9 protein-coding genes are annotated in these 17285 nt (G+C 40.7%); 7 read left to right on the top strand and 2 right to left on the bottom strand.

The annotated features are described in order from the left end of the window. The first annotated feature begins 26 nt into the window (after positions 1-26). The 4 genes from QX565_RS07465 (at position 27) to QX565_RS07450 (ending at position 6803) form a co-directional block, all read left to right on the top strand. Positions 27-3230 (top strand): efflux RND transporter permease subunit, encoded by a 3204-nt coding sequence (locus tag QX565_RS07465; RefSeq protein WP_221650630.1) that lies wholly within the window; start codon positions 27-29, stop codon positions 3228-3230. A gap of 98 nt (positions 3231-3328) precedes the next feature. Beyond that, positions 3329-4714, top strand: a complete 1386-nt coding sequence (locus QX565_RS07460) for an efflux transporter outer membrane subunit (protein ID WP_221650629.1) — start codon at positions 3329-3331, stop codon at positions 4712-4714. A 49-nt stretch (positions 4715-4763) separates the two neighbouring features. Next, on the top strand, positions 4764-5534 hold the full coding sequence (lpxA, locus tag QX565_RS07455; protein WP_221650628.1) for an acyl-ACP--UDP-N-acetylglucosamine O-acyltransferase: 771 nt from the start codon (positions 4764-4766) through the stop codon (positions 5532-5534). 339 nt (positions 5535-5873) lie between these two features. After that, complete coding sequence (locus QX565_RS07450) at positions 5874-6803, top strand: tyrosine-type recombinase/integrase (RefSeq protein WP_289292222.1); 930 nt, start codon at positions 5874-5876, stop codon at positions 6801-6803. A gap of 665 nt (positions 6804-7468) precedes the next feature. On the opposite strand, the gene QX565_RS07445 is transcribed toward QX565_RS07450, so the two are convergent. Further along, a complete protein-coding gene (locus QX565_RS07445) occupies positions 7469-8242 on the bottom strand; it encodes a hypothetical protein (protein ID WP_221650626.1) in 774 nt (257 codons plus the stop codon). Positions 8243-8837: 595 nt separating this feature from the next. Further along, a complete protein-coding gene (locus QX565_RS07440; RefSeq protein WP_221650625.1) occupies positions 8838-9479 on the bottom strand; it encodes a carbohydrate-binding family 9-like protein in 642 nt (213 codons plus the stop codon). Positions 9480-9552: 73 nt separating this feature from the next. On the opposite strand from QX565_RS07440, the gene QX565_RS07435 reads away from it, so the two are divergent. From QX565_RS07435 to QX565_RS07425, 3 genes are all read left to right on the top strand, one after another. Continuing rightward, entirely contained in the window at positions 9553-13623 is a 4071-nt protein-coding gene (locus QX565_RS07435; RefSeq protein ID WP_289292217.1) for a hybrid sensor histidine kinase/response regulator transcription factor, read from the top strand. Positions 13624-13850: 227 nt separating this feature from the next. Then, the gene (locus tag QX565_RS07430; protein ID WP_289292215.1) at positions 13851-15386 is read left to right on the top strand and encodes a sulfatase family protein; all 1536 of its coding nucleotides are present in this window, start codon (positions 13851-13853) and stop codon (positions 15384-15386) included. 27 nt (positions 15387-15413) lie between these two features. Next, a partial coding sequence (locus QX565_RS07425; RefSeq protein WP_502874517.1) for a chondroitinase family polysaccharide lyase occupies positions 15414-17285 on the top strand: 1872 nt, incomplete at its 3' end.

The raw sequence follows: 17285 nt of genomic DNA, 5'->3' as shown, positions 1-17285 counted from the left end.
AACATGTAAAATCAGAAGATTAAAATATGAAATTAGATAGATTTATTAACCGTCCGGTACTATCAACGGTCATCTCCATCCTGATAGTAATTCTGGGTATCTTAGGCCTTATATCACTGCCTATCTCCCAATATCCGGACATCGCACCTCCTACTGTACGTGTCAGCACGACTTATCAGGGAGCCAATGCACAGACTGTATTGAACAGTGTGATTGCTCCGCTTGAGGAGCAGATCAATGGTGTGGAGAACATGATGTACATGACTTCTACGGCAACTAACACCGGAGATGCCTCCATTGAAGTTTACTTTAAACAGGGAACCGACCCGGATATGGCTGCCGTGAACGTGCAGAACCGTGTTGCCAAAGCTCAGGGCTTCCTCCCAGCAGAGGTTACACAGGTGGGTGTTATCACCTCTAAACGGCAAACCAGTATGTTGCTTGTCTTCTCTCTCTATAGTTCTGACGACAAGTACGACAATGAGTTTCTTGAGAACTATGCCAAAATCAACGTTATTCCGGAAGTACAGCGTGTGCCGGGGGTAGGTGACGCCATGGTAATGGGGTCTGACTACTCCATGCGTATCTGGCTGAAACCGGAAATAATGGCTCAATATCACTTGATGCCGACTGACATCTCCGCTGCCCTGGCAGAACAAAATATCGAAGCTGCCCCGGGTTCACTGGGCGAACGCGGTAACCAGACTTTCCAATATACATTGAAGTATAAAGGCCGTCTGCAAAGCCAGGAAGAATTTGAGAATATCGTCATCCGCGCCACTGCCGATGGTGAAGTATTACGCCTCAAGGATGTAGCCAACGTTGAATTGGGACGTCTGACTTACGGGTTTGCCAATAAAACAAATGGTCATCCGAGTGTAACTGCCATTATCTTCCAGACAGCGGGTTCCAATGCAACACAGATTATCCAGGATTGCGAAACTTTACTGAAAAATGCAGAGAAAACAATGCCTCCGGGCGTAAAAGTAAGTATTTCGCAGAATGCCAACGACTTCTTATTCGCTTCCATTCATGAAGTAATCAAAACGCTGATTGAAGCCTTTATTCTGGTGTTCATCGTGGTATACATCTTCTTGCAAGACCTGCGCTCTACATTGATTCCTGCCATTGCCATCCCTGTAGCCTTGATTGGTACATTCTTCGTACTTTATATCATCGGATTCAGTATCAACTTGCTGACCCTTTGCGCCATGGTGCTCGCCATTGCCATAGTGGTCGACGACGCCATCGTCGTCGTCGAGGGCGTTCATGCCAAGCTGGACCAGGGTTACAAATCAGCCCGTCTTGCTTCCATTGACGCCATGAGTGAATTGGGTGGTGCCATTGTTTCTATTACGCTGGTAATGATGTCCGTGTTTATCCCGGTTAGCTTTATGTCGGGAACATCCGGTGTATTCTACCGCCAGTTCGGTCTTACCATGGCGATTGCAATCGGACTTTCTGCTGTAAATGCATTAACACTGACTCCGGCATTATGTGCTATCTTATTGAAACCTCATGATCCGGAAGAAAGAAAGAAATCTACTTTCGTCAGCCGTTTCCACACTGCATTCAATGTTTATTACGACGGGATATTAAAGAAATACAAGAAAGGTACACTGAACTTTATCCATAAGCCCTGGCTGACGATAGGATCCGTAGTAGCCGGTATCGCCTTGCTGCTCTTCTTTATGAAGATCACTCCTACCGGACTGGTTCCCAATGAAGATACCGGTACCATTATGGCAGTTGTCGATCTTCCTCCCGGTACATCACAAGACCGTACCGAACAGGTATTGATGCAAATAGACAGTCTGCTTGCTTCCGAACCCGCTATCGAAAGCCGTACGATGATTTCCGGATACAGCTTCATGGCAGGTCAAGGACCGGGATACGGTTCATTTATCTGTAAGTTGAAAAACTGGGATGACCGTACCATTGAGCAGCGTTCCGACTTTGTCTCTGGTATGCTTTACCTCAAAGCCCGTAAGGTAATAAAAGATGCACGCGTTTTGCTGTTTGCACCTCCTATGATCCCCGGATATAGTGTATCCAACGGTTTTGAGTTGAACTTGCAGGACAAAACCGGGGGTAGCCTGGACAAATTCTATGAGGTGGCACAAGACTTTATAACCAAGTTGACAGAGCGCCCTGAAATTGCTTCGGCACAAACTTCATTTAATCCGAACTTCCCGCAATACATGATTGATATTGATGCGGCAGCTTGTAAAAAAGCAGGTTTGACTCCGAATGCAATCCTAACGACCCTACAAGGTTATTATGGTGGTCTATACTCATCCAACTTCAACCGTTTCGGTAAGTTGTACCGTGTAATGATCCAGGCCGATCCTAACAGTCGTACCAATCTGGAGTCTTTGAAATCAATCAAAGTGCGTAACGGAAATGAAATGGCTCCCATCACCCAGTTCATGACTATCAAGAAAGTATACGGACCGGATAATATCACCCGTTTCAACATGTTTACGTCTATGAAGATCAACGGTAACCCGGCTGATGGTTATAGTAGTGGTCAGGCTATTCAAGCTATGCAGGAAGTAGCAGAACAAACCCTGCCAACCGGATTCGGCTATGAGTTCTCCGGTATGACCCGTGAAGAGCAGAGTTCAAGCGGCAGTACAACGGCAATGATCTTTATCCTTTGCTTCGTATTCGTTTACTTGCTGTTGAGTGCCCAGTATGAAAGTTATATCCTGCCATTGTCAGTATTGCTTTCTGTACCATTCGGTCTGGCCGGTAGTTTCATTTTCGTACATCTGATGGGGCTTGCCAACAACATTGTCCCGATACTTGGGGCAGCGACCAACAACATCTATATGCAGATTGCCTTGATTATGTTGATCGGTCTGTTGGCAAAGAACGCCATTTTGATTGTAGAGTTTGCCCTCGACCGTCGTAAGATGGGTATGAGTATTACCTGGGCTGCAGTATTAGGTGCCGGTGCGCGTCTTCGTCCTATCCTGATGACCTCATTGGCTATGGTAGTAGGTTTGCTTCCTATGATGTTCGCCTTTGGTGTAGGTGCCAATGGTAACCGTGCATTAGGTGCTTCTGCCGTAGGTGGTATGTTGATTGGTATGATTTGCCAGATATTTGTAGTACCCGCATTGTTCGTAATCTTCCAGTACTTACAGGAGAAAATCAAACCGATGGAATGGGAAGATATCGACAATTCAGATGCTGAAACAGAAATTGAACAATATGCTAAATAAGATTAGAAGTTAGAAGCCGGCAGTTAGAAGTTAGAAGAACCCCATTCTTCTCCTGCTAACTACTAAATTCTAAATTCCAACTACTAAATAAGATTAGAATGAAGAAACAAATTATATATATGTTGTGTGCAACTGCTCTTCTGAGCAGCTGCCACATCTATAAATCGTATGACAGGCCCGAAGACATACTGACTGCCGGTTTGTATCGCGACACGGTAGCTACCGGTGATACACTGGCCTCAGATACTGCCAACTTCGGCAATCTGCCTTGGAGAGAAGTGTTTACTGACCCTCAGTTGCAAACACTTATCGAGCAAGGGTTAGCCAATAATACCGACCTCCAGACAGCCATCCTGAAAGTAGAAGAAGCAAAAAATGCGCTAATGACTTCACGTCTGGCTTATGCTCCTTCGTTAGCACTGTCGCCACAGGGAACAATCAGCAGCTTTGATAAAAGTGCTGCCACCAAGACGTATTCGCTGCCGGTAACAGCCAGCTGGGAAATTGACTTGTTTGGAAAATTGCTGAATGCCAAACGTGGTGCACAAGCTACCCTATTACAAACCAAGGCTTACCGCCAGGCTGTACAGACACAAATTATAGCCGGTATCGCCAATACGTACTATACATTGCTAATGCTCGACCGTCAGATGGACATCTCCGAACAAACAGCCGACATCATGAAGCGCAATGTAGAAACAATGCGTGCCATGAAAGATGCAGCAATGACCAATGCCGCTGCTGTTTCACAAAGCGAAACGGCTTATGCACAAGTATTGGCATCCCTTCCTGCTATCCGTCAGAGCATTCGTGAAACAGAGAATGCACTTTGTATGCTGCTCAGACAAGCTCCGCAAACCGTCAAACGCAGTACACTTGAAGAACAGCAACTGCCTTCTGAATTTTCAGTAGGAATACCTCTCCAGTTATTATCGAACCGCCCCGATGTGAAAGCTGCTGAAATGGCATTGGCCAATACTTACTATAACACCAATTCAGCTCGTGCTGCTTTCTATCCGCAAATTACAATCAGCGGTTCTGCCGGTTGGACTAACAGTGCGGGGAGTATGATTGTCAATCCGGGTAAACTTCTTGCTTCAGCTCTTGGTTCACTGACACAGCCTCTATTCTATCGTGGTAGTAATATTGCCCGTTTGAAAATAGCCAAAGCACAACAGGAAGAAGCAAAACTTGCTTTTCAGCAATCTCTGCTGAATGCCGGAAGCGAAGTTAGTAATGCCCTTTCTTTGTATCAAACAACAGCCGAAAAAACCTCTGCACGTAAATTTCAGGTAGAATCTGCAGAGAAAGGTGCTGAATATACAAAAGAATTGTTTAAATTAGGCACGTCTACTTATCTTGAAGTACTGTCAGCAGAGCAATCACTGCTTAGCGCACGTTTGTCGCAGGTATCTGACAGCTTCGACAGCATGCAGGCTATAGTAAGCCTGTATCGTGCATTGGGTGGTGGAAGAGAAGATTGAGGAAACGTTTCCTCAATCGTAAATCGTTAATAATTAAATCGTAAATAATATGATTAGTCCGTTAGCTTATGTAGACCCCGAGGCAAAAATTGGAAAAAATGTCACTATCGAACCTTTTGCCTATATCGAAAAAGATGTCGAAATCGGGGACGACTGTGTAATCATGGCCTACGCCAGTGTTCTGAAAGGAACACGTATGGGTAAAGGTAATAAGATACACCACCATGCAGTACTCGGTGCAGAACCTCAGGACTTCCACTATACGGGAGAAGAAACCAATCTGATTATTGGTGACAACAATCATATCCGTGAAAATGTAGTAATCAGCCGTGCAACCTTTGCAGGCAATGCTACAAAAATTGGAAATGAGAACTTCCTCATGGATAAGGTTCACATCTGTCACGATGTTCAGATAGGCAACCATTGCGTAGCAGGAATTGCAACAACAATAGCCGGCGAATGTACACTTGACGATTGTGCTATCCTAAGTGGTAACGTTATCCTCCATCAGTATTGTCATGTAGGTAGCTGGACATTGATCCAAAGCGGATGCCGCATCTCAAAAGATGTTCCTCCATATATTATTATGTCAGGTAATCCAACTACTTATCATGGGGTGAATGCTGTTGTACTGACTCAACACCACAATACTTCGGAGAGAATTTTACGCCATATTGCCAATGCCTACCGTTTGATTTACCAAGGTAATTTCAGCCTGACTGATGCTGTACAGAAAATCATAGATCAGGTACCAATGAGCGAAGAAATCGAAAACATCGTTAGCTTCGTGAAAGGATCGGAACGAGGTATTGTAAAATAAGCCTGAAAAATATACTTAAAAGAAGAAGGTTCTGTTTGCCCTTAAAAGGGTAGACAGAACCTTCTTCTTTTAATCACCAATCATCCATATAAACTTACCACCATAAGATCCTCCATCAGAATTCCTCCACTTTCCTCTCTAATGCAGATATATTATATCAAATAAAAGTTAACAAGCCTTCTTCGTTAGCTAAGGAGTCTGAAAAATAAGAATAACTTTCATCTGAATTTGTTCTCTACACTCTTTTATCTATGTAATATGTAAATATATACAGATAGATTTAAAAGAAGAACAGAAGAGATATTTCACTGATCATTTATAAACTAATAATCAAAAAGAATGAAACAAAAAGATTTCGTATTTTTCATGCGCTCTGTAATCTATAACTTTGAGAAGAATAATAATCACGGGACCGCGCATATATACAAAAGCAGTTTAAATAGTTTTATAGGATTTTGCCATAGCAACACAATACCTTTCAAAAAAATTACACCGGAATTATTGAAAGGCTTTGAATCATATTTAAGGCAAAAACAAAGAAGCTGGAATACAGTGTCCACGTATCTACGGGCATTACGGGCCACCTACAACCGTGCTGTCGATAAGCATCTGGCTCCCTACGTTCCGCGCTTGTTCAAGCAGGTTTATACAGGAACACGGGCAGACAGAAAGAAAGCATTGAATATCAAAGATATGTCCCGAATACTTCATAGCTGGAATACAGATGAAACACCCCACCACCTTTCCCGTACGCACGGTTTATTCATTCTTATGTTTATGCTGCGTGGCTTACCTTTTGTAGATTTGGTGAACTTACACAAAAAAGACTTAAATGGCAACATCATCACCTACCGTCGCCGCAAAACGGGTAAACAACTAACCGTAAAAATACCTCAGGAAGCATTAAGTATTCTGGAGGAATATATGGATACAAATCCACATTCCCCTTACCTGTTTCCATTTCTGACCCATAAAGAAGGTACAACAGAGGCTTACCATGAATATCAATGGACACTACGCACATTCAATCAGCAGCTTTCTCTTCTAACAGAAGTGCTTCGGCTCAGGACACGCCTGAGTTCATATACCGCAAGGCACACATGGGCTACCCTGGCTTATTATAATGAAATCCATCCCGGAATTATTTCAGAAGCAATGGGACATTCATCAATTACAGTTACGGAGACTTATTTGAAGCCCTTCAATATTGAAAAAATAGATGCAGCAAACAGGAAAATCATTTCGTCAGTAATACACCTCAATCCATGAACTGCTGACCTTATTACTTTGTAGGTAACAGAATATATATATTGGTACAAAGATTAAAATATTTTTCCTATGAACAAAATAATCCTCCTATTTTTTTATCAAAACAAGGAAATATAAATCAAAAATTAAGAATAGAGGAACATTTCACCCAAACTACTCATAAAACAACCTTATAATGTAAAAGAATAACATCACCATATCTATCCGAATAAATATGGACTACATTACTATTGCATCTACTTCTATGCAAATGATAAATAATTTAAAAAACGGCTACTCAAAACGCTTTAGAGCTCCTGTTTTACCTTTTTTCTGTTACCTACAAAGTAACAGAACTATAACCTGAAAATAATATTATTAACAAAAAAGCAAAACAGACAGGAGTTATGATAACATGGTTTGGTAGTTTTTTATTTTCGAGCAACAGAAAGGAGTATATTAACATCGCAGCTACATTTAATACTACTCCCTGGCGGGTTTATAGCCTTGCTCACAGATCCAGAGCCCGCAGCAGTAAAGAGGCCCAAATATTAACAGAGCTAAAAGAAAGAGGGATAATCACAATCGTCCGTCTCTTTTAATCAGAAAAAAAGAAGATGCTTACATACTCTAATTGTTTATCAACATAAAAGTCGGATGCATCTTCTTCTTAATCAATTTGTGACTCATTTCATACGTAATATTTTAGTAAACTCCTTCATTACTTCTTTCAAAACAACTGTTGTGAGATCATCAATCTCTTTATATGCAAATCCATGGGCATAATATTCTTTACATAAATTATCTAAATTCTGATCTAGCCGAATCGTCTTGTGTGAACTTGAATCATATATATACCATTCCAATACAACATTCGTACTTACAAATAAGTCTTGCTCACCCTTTGGAAAAGTATATGTCTGACCTACATTATTAACCTCAAAACCAGAATAAGAAGTAATAGGATCATTCAAAGAGCCGTCATCGGTTACTTTCTTACCGCCAACATGCATTACAGTTTTCATATCAGCCAACATAATAACCATATCAGGCTGATATTTTTCAGCTATAGCCAATAACAAACTATCTTTATTGTTGGTGTTTTTTCTTGTATAAATCGAAGAACAGTCTCTGTTTCTCTGTTCATCGATATATTTTTCCAGCTCGTTCAATAAGCGATGAGACAAAGATCCATTTTCTATTGAAATAACATAACTACCTTTTTTCTTACGATCAGAAGCGTTTAATAACATAGAGTATAGAATTTCTCCATTACTATCCTCCTTAAAATTAGAATTATGTATAATGCAGACTGTACCCTTTGGTACATATATGCTTTTTTCTTTCACAGCATCTCCTGTTTCTGCATTACGAACTACACTGGAAACCATTTGTTTTCCAGTAGCACAACTCACCAAGCAAACTGTACACAACATTAAAAGATAAAATGAACACCTCATAATATTCAATTTTAAATTAAACATCAATAATAAGAAGTAAGTACTTTCCACTCTAACAATTCTCAAATATAGTTTTTTTTATTACAACAATGTAAGAAAATTCTCATTATTATATTCTAATAGTCAACAATATAAAATAAATTCTTATATATATTTTTTCTTATCACTGTTCGGTTATATTTCTCAATACAAATCTATAAATGTTTCTCCCTATATAAAGAGATCCAACCTATACTATATTTCCTACCACTAACAGTACACTTGTATACATACAAACAGTAACTTTGATATAAAAAGAACTCAAGGAGCGGAATATTAGAACATCCAGATGTTTCCCATTATAACATCCGGATGTTATAAATACAGCAAGAGCATACCAATATCCATATCACATTAATAAACAACATATTAAATGCATGCATTTATAGACATAATAATATACTATTTTTATATTTTAGATTATATGCTATGTGGATACCATCAGCAGTTTCAGAAGAATAAATAAATGCAGAACAAAAAAAATTCCACCTGTTATGAACTTTAAGGGAATTAGCCGTTTCGTTCAAAACAGGTGGAAGAAGATAAACACTCTTGTTTATTCCATTTCCAATGTACCGAAGAAATCGGGACGATGAAAATCTGGTTTCTCTATCTCGATAGGATTCCAGGAAAGGAAATGCGGAGTTTGAAGTTCGTCACCACATTTGTAGAAGTTCGCCTTTATTGTTTTACCATCCAGTGAGGTTAACTGATGTTTAAAAAATGCAGTATAAGGAATAACCAAGGCAACCTCCCAGGTTATTTCTCCTACCCGCTCTTCAAAAGGTACACGTCCGAGACTTGACCAACGCTGTACCTGAGCCGTTACATCTACCGGCGCATGTTCACGGTTGTTACGTTGTGGACCGGCCCCTATCAAAACAGTCCCAATACAATTACATTCAATATTATAGTAGATTCCGTCGCCGGCAGGAATAGAAAAGAACTCCACACAGGAATCAGTCCACACCGAACCGTTATCTTCGCCATAGCGGGCACGCACGCTGGCCTCTGTTACTTTAAAATGCAGCAAAATGGCACTCTCTGTATGAGCTACCCGAAATTCTACTTTCGGACAATAAGGATATTCTGTCCAATTCACTTGATTAATAGGCTGGAATCCAATCTTTTCTTCATCCAGCAATTTAGGAAGTGAACTGACTTCCACGTTGGCTACACTAATTTTTTTTACTTTCATAGCTTCATGTATTTCTATAAGTCAAACAAAAGTAATATATTTGTGGTTAGTTTCACCTTAAACCCGGCAAAAAGTGAAAAAATTCATCCTTTTATTCTTAGTTATACTTAATACAGTCACCGTTCTTGCTCAGAAACAAAACATAACTTTCAGTCATCTGACTACTGATGACGGGTTATCTCAGTTTTCTGTGAACAGTCTCTATGTAGACGAAGAAGGGGGAATCTGGATAGGCACACGTGAAGGGCTGAACCGTTACAATGGTAATAATATAAAAACATTCAAACTACAGAAAAACAATCCTAACAGTTTGTTCTGTAATACCATTCTTCGTATTACAGGAGATCAGAAAGGAAAAGTCTATGTGCTATGTACGGAAGGTGTAGCCGAGTTCGACCTTACCACCCAAAAGTTTACCACTTTATTGCAAGGAAAAGTCACAAGTATTTATTTTAACGAACGTCTTTTTATCGGTAAAAAGGATGAAGTATATGTATTCAATAAGGAGACACGGAACTTTGATCTTACTTACCACTTGGCAGGAAAAGATATTTCTATCGTTTGCCTCCATCTTGACGATAAAGGTAATCTATGGATGGGAACCGAAAACAGCGGCGTTTACAAACTAGACAAAAACAAAACACTTACCCACCCCATTGAAAAGGGAAATATAACAAGTATTTACCAGGATTCTTCAAAAGAGCTATGGATCGGAAGCTGGGAATACGGATTATATCACATCGACAGAGGGGGAACAATACACAATATGCGTCACGACCCGTTAAATCCAAATAGTGTTTCTTCTGATTTTGTCAGAGATTGTTGTGAGGATAACAATGGAAATATTTGGATCGGTACATTTAATGGGCTGAATCGTTATCAAAAGAAGAATGGCCGTTTTGACGTTTATACAGCAGGCCATGAAACAGAAAGCCTCACGCACTCTTCTATCTGGTGCATTGTAAAGGACGCCCAGGGTACCTTGTGGCTCGGTACCTATTTCGGAGGAGTAAATTATTTCAATCCGGAATACGAAATTTATACCCGATACAAAGCTTCCGATACAGAACGGGATGGCCTAAGTAGTTCTATCATCGGACGTATGATAGAAGATAAGGATGGAAATTTATGGATATGTACAGAAGGAGGTGGAGTAAATGTCTATTACCGAAAAGAAGGGACTTTCCGATGGTTACGCCACGAAGAGGGACGCAACAGTATTTCGCATAATAACGTAAAAGCGATCTATTATGATCAAAAGGGTGAAAGAATGTGGTTCGGAACCCACTTAGGCGGACTTAATAAACTGGATTTACGTACGAACCGCTTCACTCATTACAGAATGAAAGAAGATGATCCCCACTCATTACCCTCAGACATCATCCGGGATATAACTCCTTTCCATGATCAGCTCATTGTGGGTACACAAAACGGGGTATGCCTATTTGATCCGGAAACAGAAACCTGCCAGCAACTCTTCAAAGATACCAGAGAAGGACAGGCTATAAAAATGGTGGCCGATTTATTTGTTGATAGAGACAGTACACTTTGGATTGCTGCAACAGGCGAAGGCGTTTATTCCTATCGGTTTGATACAGATAAACTGACCAATTACCGACATGACCCAACAATTCCGAACGATGTCGACAATCATACAAACAGTATCAGTAACAACAATGTAAACAGTATCATGCAGGACAGCCAGGGCAACTTATGGTTTTCTACATCAGGCAGCGGGCTCGATCTGTATCACAAGGAAACAGATAGTTTTGAGAATTTCGATATGCAGAAAAACGGCCTCTCCAGTGATTGTATCTACGAAATACATGAATCGTCTTTTGAAAAAAACTGCCTGCTGCTCATTACTAATCAAGGATTCTCCCAGTTTGATGTTCCTAACCGAAGATTCCACAATTACAGCATTGAAAACGGATTTCCTTTAACTGCTGTGAATGAGAATGCACTGTATATCACCCGTGACGGAGAAGTATTCCTGGGTGGTGTACAGGGAATGATATCCTTTCACGAAAAAGCTCTGTTTTTTACCCCAAAATCATACAATATCCTCCTGTCACGTCTCGTCGTCAACGGAAAAGAGATTGCTCCGGATGACGAAACCGGTATCTTGCAATACTCTTTATCTTATACTCCCGAGATTACCCTACAGGCGAATCAGAATATGTTTAGTATCGAATATGCCACCTCGAACTATATTCCTGCCAACCGGGATAAAATACTTTATCGTCTCGAAGGATTTTCCAATGAATGGAACAGTGTACAACGCGGTCAAAACTTCATCACATACACCAACCTGAATCCCGGTACGTATACTTTTATAGTAAAGACCCAGCGGGAAGATATCAAAGCAATCCGGCTAAAAATTCATATTCTTCCACCATGGTATAAGACTTGGTGGGCGTACCTTATTTATGTTGTGTTAACAGGTAGTCTGCTATTATATCTTATCCGGGTTTATAAATCGAGAATCCGTTTGCGTGAATCTCTCAAATACGAACAGAAACATATTGAAGATCTGGAATCATTAAATCAGTCCAAACTAAGATTCTTCACTAATATTTCTCATGAATTCCGTACACCACTTACACTTATTGTGGGGCAGATAGAAACGCTGTTACAAATACAGACATTTACTCCAACTGTGTATAATAAAATTTTAAGGATTTACAAAAGCAGTATGCAATTGCGCGAGTTAATCGGAGAGTTACTGGATTTCCGTAAACAGGAACAGGGACATATGAAGATTAAAGTAAGCAGGCATAATCTGGTTACTTTCCTTTATGAAAACTACTTATTATTTTTAGAGTATGCCAGCAGCAAAAAAATCAACTTCAAATTTAAAAAAGAGGAGGAAGACATTGAAGTATGGTATGACCAGAAGCAGATGCAAAAAGTCATCAACAATTTACTCTCCAACGCATTAAAGCATACTAAGGAAGAAGACACGATCTCTATCTGTGTAAAAAAACAAAACGGCAATGCTGTCATCATAATACAAGATACAGGTTCGGGTATTGATGCTGCCGAGATAGATAAAATATTCGACCGCTTCTATCAGACTGAGCAGCTTGACACTTTAGCAGTAGGTGCCGGAACCGGAATAGGACTGGCATTAACCAAAGGTATCATTGAGTTACATCACGGTACAATATCCGTAGAAAGTGAAAAAGGTAAAGGCAGTAGCTTTATTATCACATTAAAATTAGGCAACGGGCACTTTGAACAAGAGCAGATTTCCCTGAAAGAAGAGATCATACAACAGCAGGAACCCGTACAGCCAGGTACTGCCGCTGTAATGGCAGAAGCAGCTTTAGACAACGACATCGTTCCGACTCACCCATCAGATATTAAAATGCTGATTGTGGAAGATGATGCATCTATTCGTGAAATGCTGGCAGAACTCTTCCGAACTTTCTATCAGGTTATTACTGCATCGGATGGCGTAGAAGCATTGGAACTGGTACAGAAGGAAATGCCAGGTATCGTGTTAAGTGATGTAGTCATGCCTCGTATGTCCGGAACGGAATTGTGCAAACAGATCAAAGGCGAGTTTAATACCTGCCATATCCCGGTCGTTTTACTTACAGCAAGAACTGCCGTAGAACATACTGTAGAAGGATTACGTCTTGGAGCTGATGATTATATCACAAAACCATTCAATATCAACATATTAGTTTCACGTTGCAATAATCTTGTCAATTCTCGTATTCAGTTGCAGGAGAAGTTTACAAAACAGCCTCAGGCATTTGCACAGATTCTGGCCACAAATCCTATGGATAAGGAGATGTTGGACCGTGCTATGGAAATTATAGAAAAGTATCTGGATGATTCAACTTTCAATGTCAATACCTTTGCCCGTGAAATGGGAATGGCACGTACCAACCTGTTCAGTAAGCTAAAAGCCGTAACCGGACAAACTCCCAATGATTTCATACTTACCATCCGTCTGAAAAAAGGTGCCGTTATGTTACGGAACAATCCAGAGTTGAACATTACAGAAATTTCGGATAAAGTAGGGTTCTCTTCATCGCGATATTTCAGTAAATGTTTTAAAGATGTATATCACGTCAGTCCGATGAATTATCGAAAAGGAGAAGAAGGAGAAGACGACGAAGAAGAAGAGTGATTAGTGGTTAATGATTAGTGATTAGTGATAAGTGATTAGTACCATACAGGAAAATTGCGCAGCCTACTAATCACTTATCACTAATCACTAACCACTAATCACCCATCCCTAATCGCTTATCACTCCCCATTATGTACTTTTCTTGCCTTTATCCGTACAACATTATCCACTATCTTGTTTCATGAGGACTATCTTTGCACTGTAGAAATCCTTAAACAATAAAAACCATGAAACAGGTATTGTATACTTTACCTCTACTTTCCGGTATCACTTTGATAACGAGTTGTGGAGTCAGTGCCCAAAAAGAAACTGGAAATAACAAGCAACAAAAACCTAATATTATCTATATTTTTGCTGACGATCTTGGCATTGGTGATCTTAGTTGTTACGGAGCAACCAAAGTTAGTACCCCTAACATTGACCGGCTGGCAGGACAAGGTGTACAGTTCACCAATGCCTATGCAACTTCCGCCACCAGTACTCCTTCCCGGTTCGGACTATTAACAGGCATGTATCCCTGGCGACAAGAAAACACAGGAATTGCTCCGGGAAACTCCGAATTAATTATTGATACTACTTGTGTCACGATGGCCGACATGATGAAAGATGCAGGATATACTACCGGTGTAATAGGGAAATGGCATCTCGGACTAGGTCCCAAAGGAGGAACCAACTTCAATAAACAGATATCACCCAATGCACAAGACATCGGTTTTGATTACGAATTTGTAATTCCTGCTACCGTAGATCGTGTACCTTGTGTGTTCGTAGAGAATGGGCGGGTAGTAGGACTCGACCCGAACGACCCGATTACAGTCAGCTATAATCATAAAGTGGGTAACTGGCCTACAGGTGAAGAAAATCCAGAGTTGGTTACACTCAAACCCAGCCAAGGGCACAACAATACAATTATTAATGGTATTCCCCGCATCGGATGGATGACAGGAGGAAAATCGGCTCTCTGGAAAGACGAAGATATTGCCGACATCATTACCAACAAAGCTAAAAACTTCATTTCACAACATAAAGACGAACCGTTCTTCCTGTATATGGGAACACAGGATGTACATGTTCCCCGCATTCCACACCCTCGTTTTGCAGGTAAAAGCGGATTAGGTACCCGCGGTGATGTTATTCTGCAATTGGACTGGACAATCGGTGAAATCATGAATACATTGGACAGCCTGAACCTTACAGACAACACAATGCTAATTTTCACAAGCGATAATGGTCCCGTCATTGATGACGGTTATCAAGACCAGGCTCTTGAAATGCTGAACGGCCATACCCCTATGGGGATTTACAGAGGTGGCAAATACAGTGCTTATGAAGCTGGTACACGCATTCCATTCATCGTTCGCTGGCCGGCAGGCATCAAACCAAGTAAACAACAAGCCCTTTTCTCCCAAATAGACGTTTATGCCTCTCTTGCTTCTTTACTGAAACAGCCTTTGCGAAAGGGGGCTGCTCCTGATAGTCAGGAACATTTAAGAGTGTTATTAGGTAAAGAAGCTGCTAACCGTGACTACGTTGTACAGCAAAACCTGAATAATACACTTGCTATCATCAAGGGACAATGGAAATACATTGAACCCAGTGATGGACCGGCTATCGAGTACTGGACAAAAATGGAATTAGGCAATGATAAACGTGCTCAACTATACAATCTGTCATCTGATCCTTCCGAAAGACAGAATGTGGCAAACGAACATCCCAAAATAGTGCAAGAGTTATCTGCTTTATTAGAAGAAGTAAAGAAATAAAGATCTTATTTTTAATACACAATTCATATGACAAAATACAAATCTATCAGAAATGGTATCTGTGCTACCATAATGGCGGTTACACCTATCCTGCTTTCAGCACAAATAGTTAAACATGACAGGCTTCTGTCTTTCGAATCGGCAGAAGTACCTTCATTTATTTCCGGTACAAACTCCGGTCTATCCATCTCCGACCAACATTATAAAGACGGTACGCACTCCCTGCAATGGAAATTCCAGCCAGGGAGCAGTATCACCATTGATAAAGATCTGAAATTCGAAAAGAAAGATCCGACAGGAGTTGATAAATACCTGTCAGTCTTTGTGGTATGGATATACAATGAAAAGCCAATAGCCCAAACTATGCAATTCGAATTTCTGAAAGATGGAAAAGTATGTACTTCGTTCCCTTTCGGATTGAATTTCCATGGATGGCGGGCTGCCTGGGTATCTTATGAACGGGATATGCAAGGGACCCCCGAAGAGGGAATGAACAAAATACGCATTACCGCTCCCGATGTTCCGGGCGAAATATTCATTGATCATTTGCTCACAGCCGCTAAAATGGATCATCGTTATCAAACTGCCGATTTACAAGTGCCGTTTGTTAACAAAGAAACCGGTAATCATTGGTTATTTGCATTAAAATATTCTCAATTAACTCCGGATATCCCACTGGAAAAGACGGTTAGTAACCTGCAACATAAGGAAATAAAAGTAATAGAAAATCGTCTGCGGGAAATAATCTGTCCTCCAAGTGAGGTTACTCCTCAGACGATAGCCAACCTGCGCAAAGCATATGACTCCTATGGTATAACATACAAAGATGGCAAAGTTTCCGGACTTCCTCTTTTTTACGGACGTGCAGCCGAAGCTTACGAACGCATTCTGCCGGATTGGAAAGGAAATATAATAGCCGCTAATAACATGGAGGTTAGCAATTTCTTTAGTTTGATGAACAGAATCGCCGTGGCATATAACAATGCAATAAATCCTCAAGACAAAGACGCGCTCAAGCAAATGTTTATTACAATGTATGATCATATTACCGATCAGGGGATAGCATATGGCAGTTGTCTGGGTAATATCACCCATTACGGTTATAGTTTCCGTCCTTTCTTTACAGCCTATTTTCTGATGAAAGAGGTATTCCGGGAAATAGGAAAACAAGAAGAAGCAGAAAAGGCAATGCTTTGGTATTCGACTGTAAACGATGTATATAATAAACCGAAAACAGCAGGTATCGATATTGATTTCTTTAATACACTCAGTACCGGACGCATCGCCAGCATCCTGTTCATGGAAGATACTCCTGAGAAAGTACAGTATCTGAAATCCTACTCACGATGGCTCAATAATGGTTGTCTACCGGCTGAAGGGTTGAATGATGCCTTCAAAGCAGACGGTTCCGCCTATCACCATTGTAACAATTATCCGGCCTATGCAACAGGTGGTCTTACCGGAGCTACCAACATGATTTACCTATTAAGTCATACCAATTTTGCAGTATCAGAATTAGCTCATCAGACAGTAAAAGAGGTACTTCTCACCATGCGTTTCTATTGTAACAAACGTAGTTTCCCTCTCTCAATGTCCGGGCGTCATCCCAATGGGAAAGGAGAGTTAATTCCCGAGCATTATATTCTAATGGCTCTGGCAGGCTCCCCTGACAGAAAACAAGATATCGACACAGATATGGCCAATGCCTATTTACGCCTTACAGAAGCACCGTATAAATGCAACAAACAAGAAGAATCCTTCAGAAATCTATTTACTGCTAAAGGATTTAGTCCGGAACAGGATCCTGAAGGAAATAAAGCAATGGGATACGCTTGTGTATCCATACAACGTCGTAATAACTGGTCGGCAGTAGCCCGCGGTCATTCGCGTTATCTATGG

It is taken from the genome of Bacteroides sp. 41_26, from assembly GCF_949740115.1.
GTDB classification, from domain to species: Bacteria; Bacteroidota; Bacteroidia; order Bacteroidales; family Bacteroidaceae; genus Bacteroides; species Bacteroides nordii.
This window is presented reverse-complemented; position numbering and strand designations above follow the sequence as displayed.

Bases quoted from the DNA above. Each gene is read 5' to 3' on its own strand.
- QX565_RS07450 (WP_289292222.1), top strand. From the start codon at position 5,874: ATGAAACAAAAAGATTTCGTATTTTTCATGCGCTCTGTAATCTATAAC.
- QX565_RS07445 (WP_221650626.1), bottom strand. From the start codon at position 8,242: ATGAGGTGTTCATTTTATCTTTTAATGTTGTGTACAGTTTGCTTGGTG.
- QX565_RS07460 (WP_221650629.1), top strand. From the start codon at position 3,329: ATGAAGAAACAAATTATATATATGTTGTGTGCAACTGCTCTTCTGAGC.
- lpxA (WP_221650628.1), top strand. From the start codon at position 4,764: ATGATTAGTCCGTTAGCTTATGTAGACCCCGAGGCAAAAATTGGAAAA.
- QX565_RS07465 (WP_221650630.1), top strand. From the start codon at position 27: ATGAAATTAGATAGATTTATTAACCGTCCGGTACTATCAACGGTCATC.
- QX565_RS07440 (WP_221650625.1), bottom strand. From the start codon at position 9,479: ATGAAAGTAAAAAAAATTAGTGTAGCCAACGTGGAAGTCAGTTCACTT.
- QX565_RS07430 (WP_289292215.1), top strand. From the start codon at position 13,851: ATGAAACAGGTATTGTATACTTTACCTCTACTTTCCGGTATCACTTTG.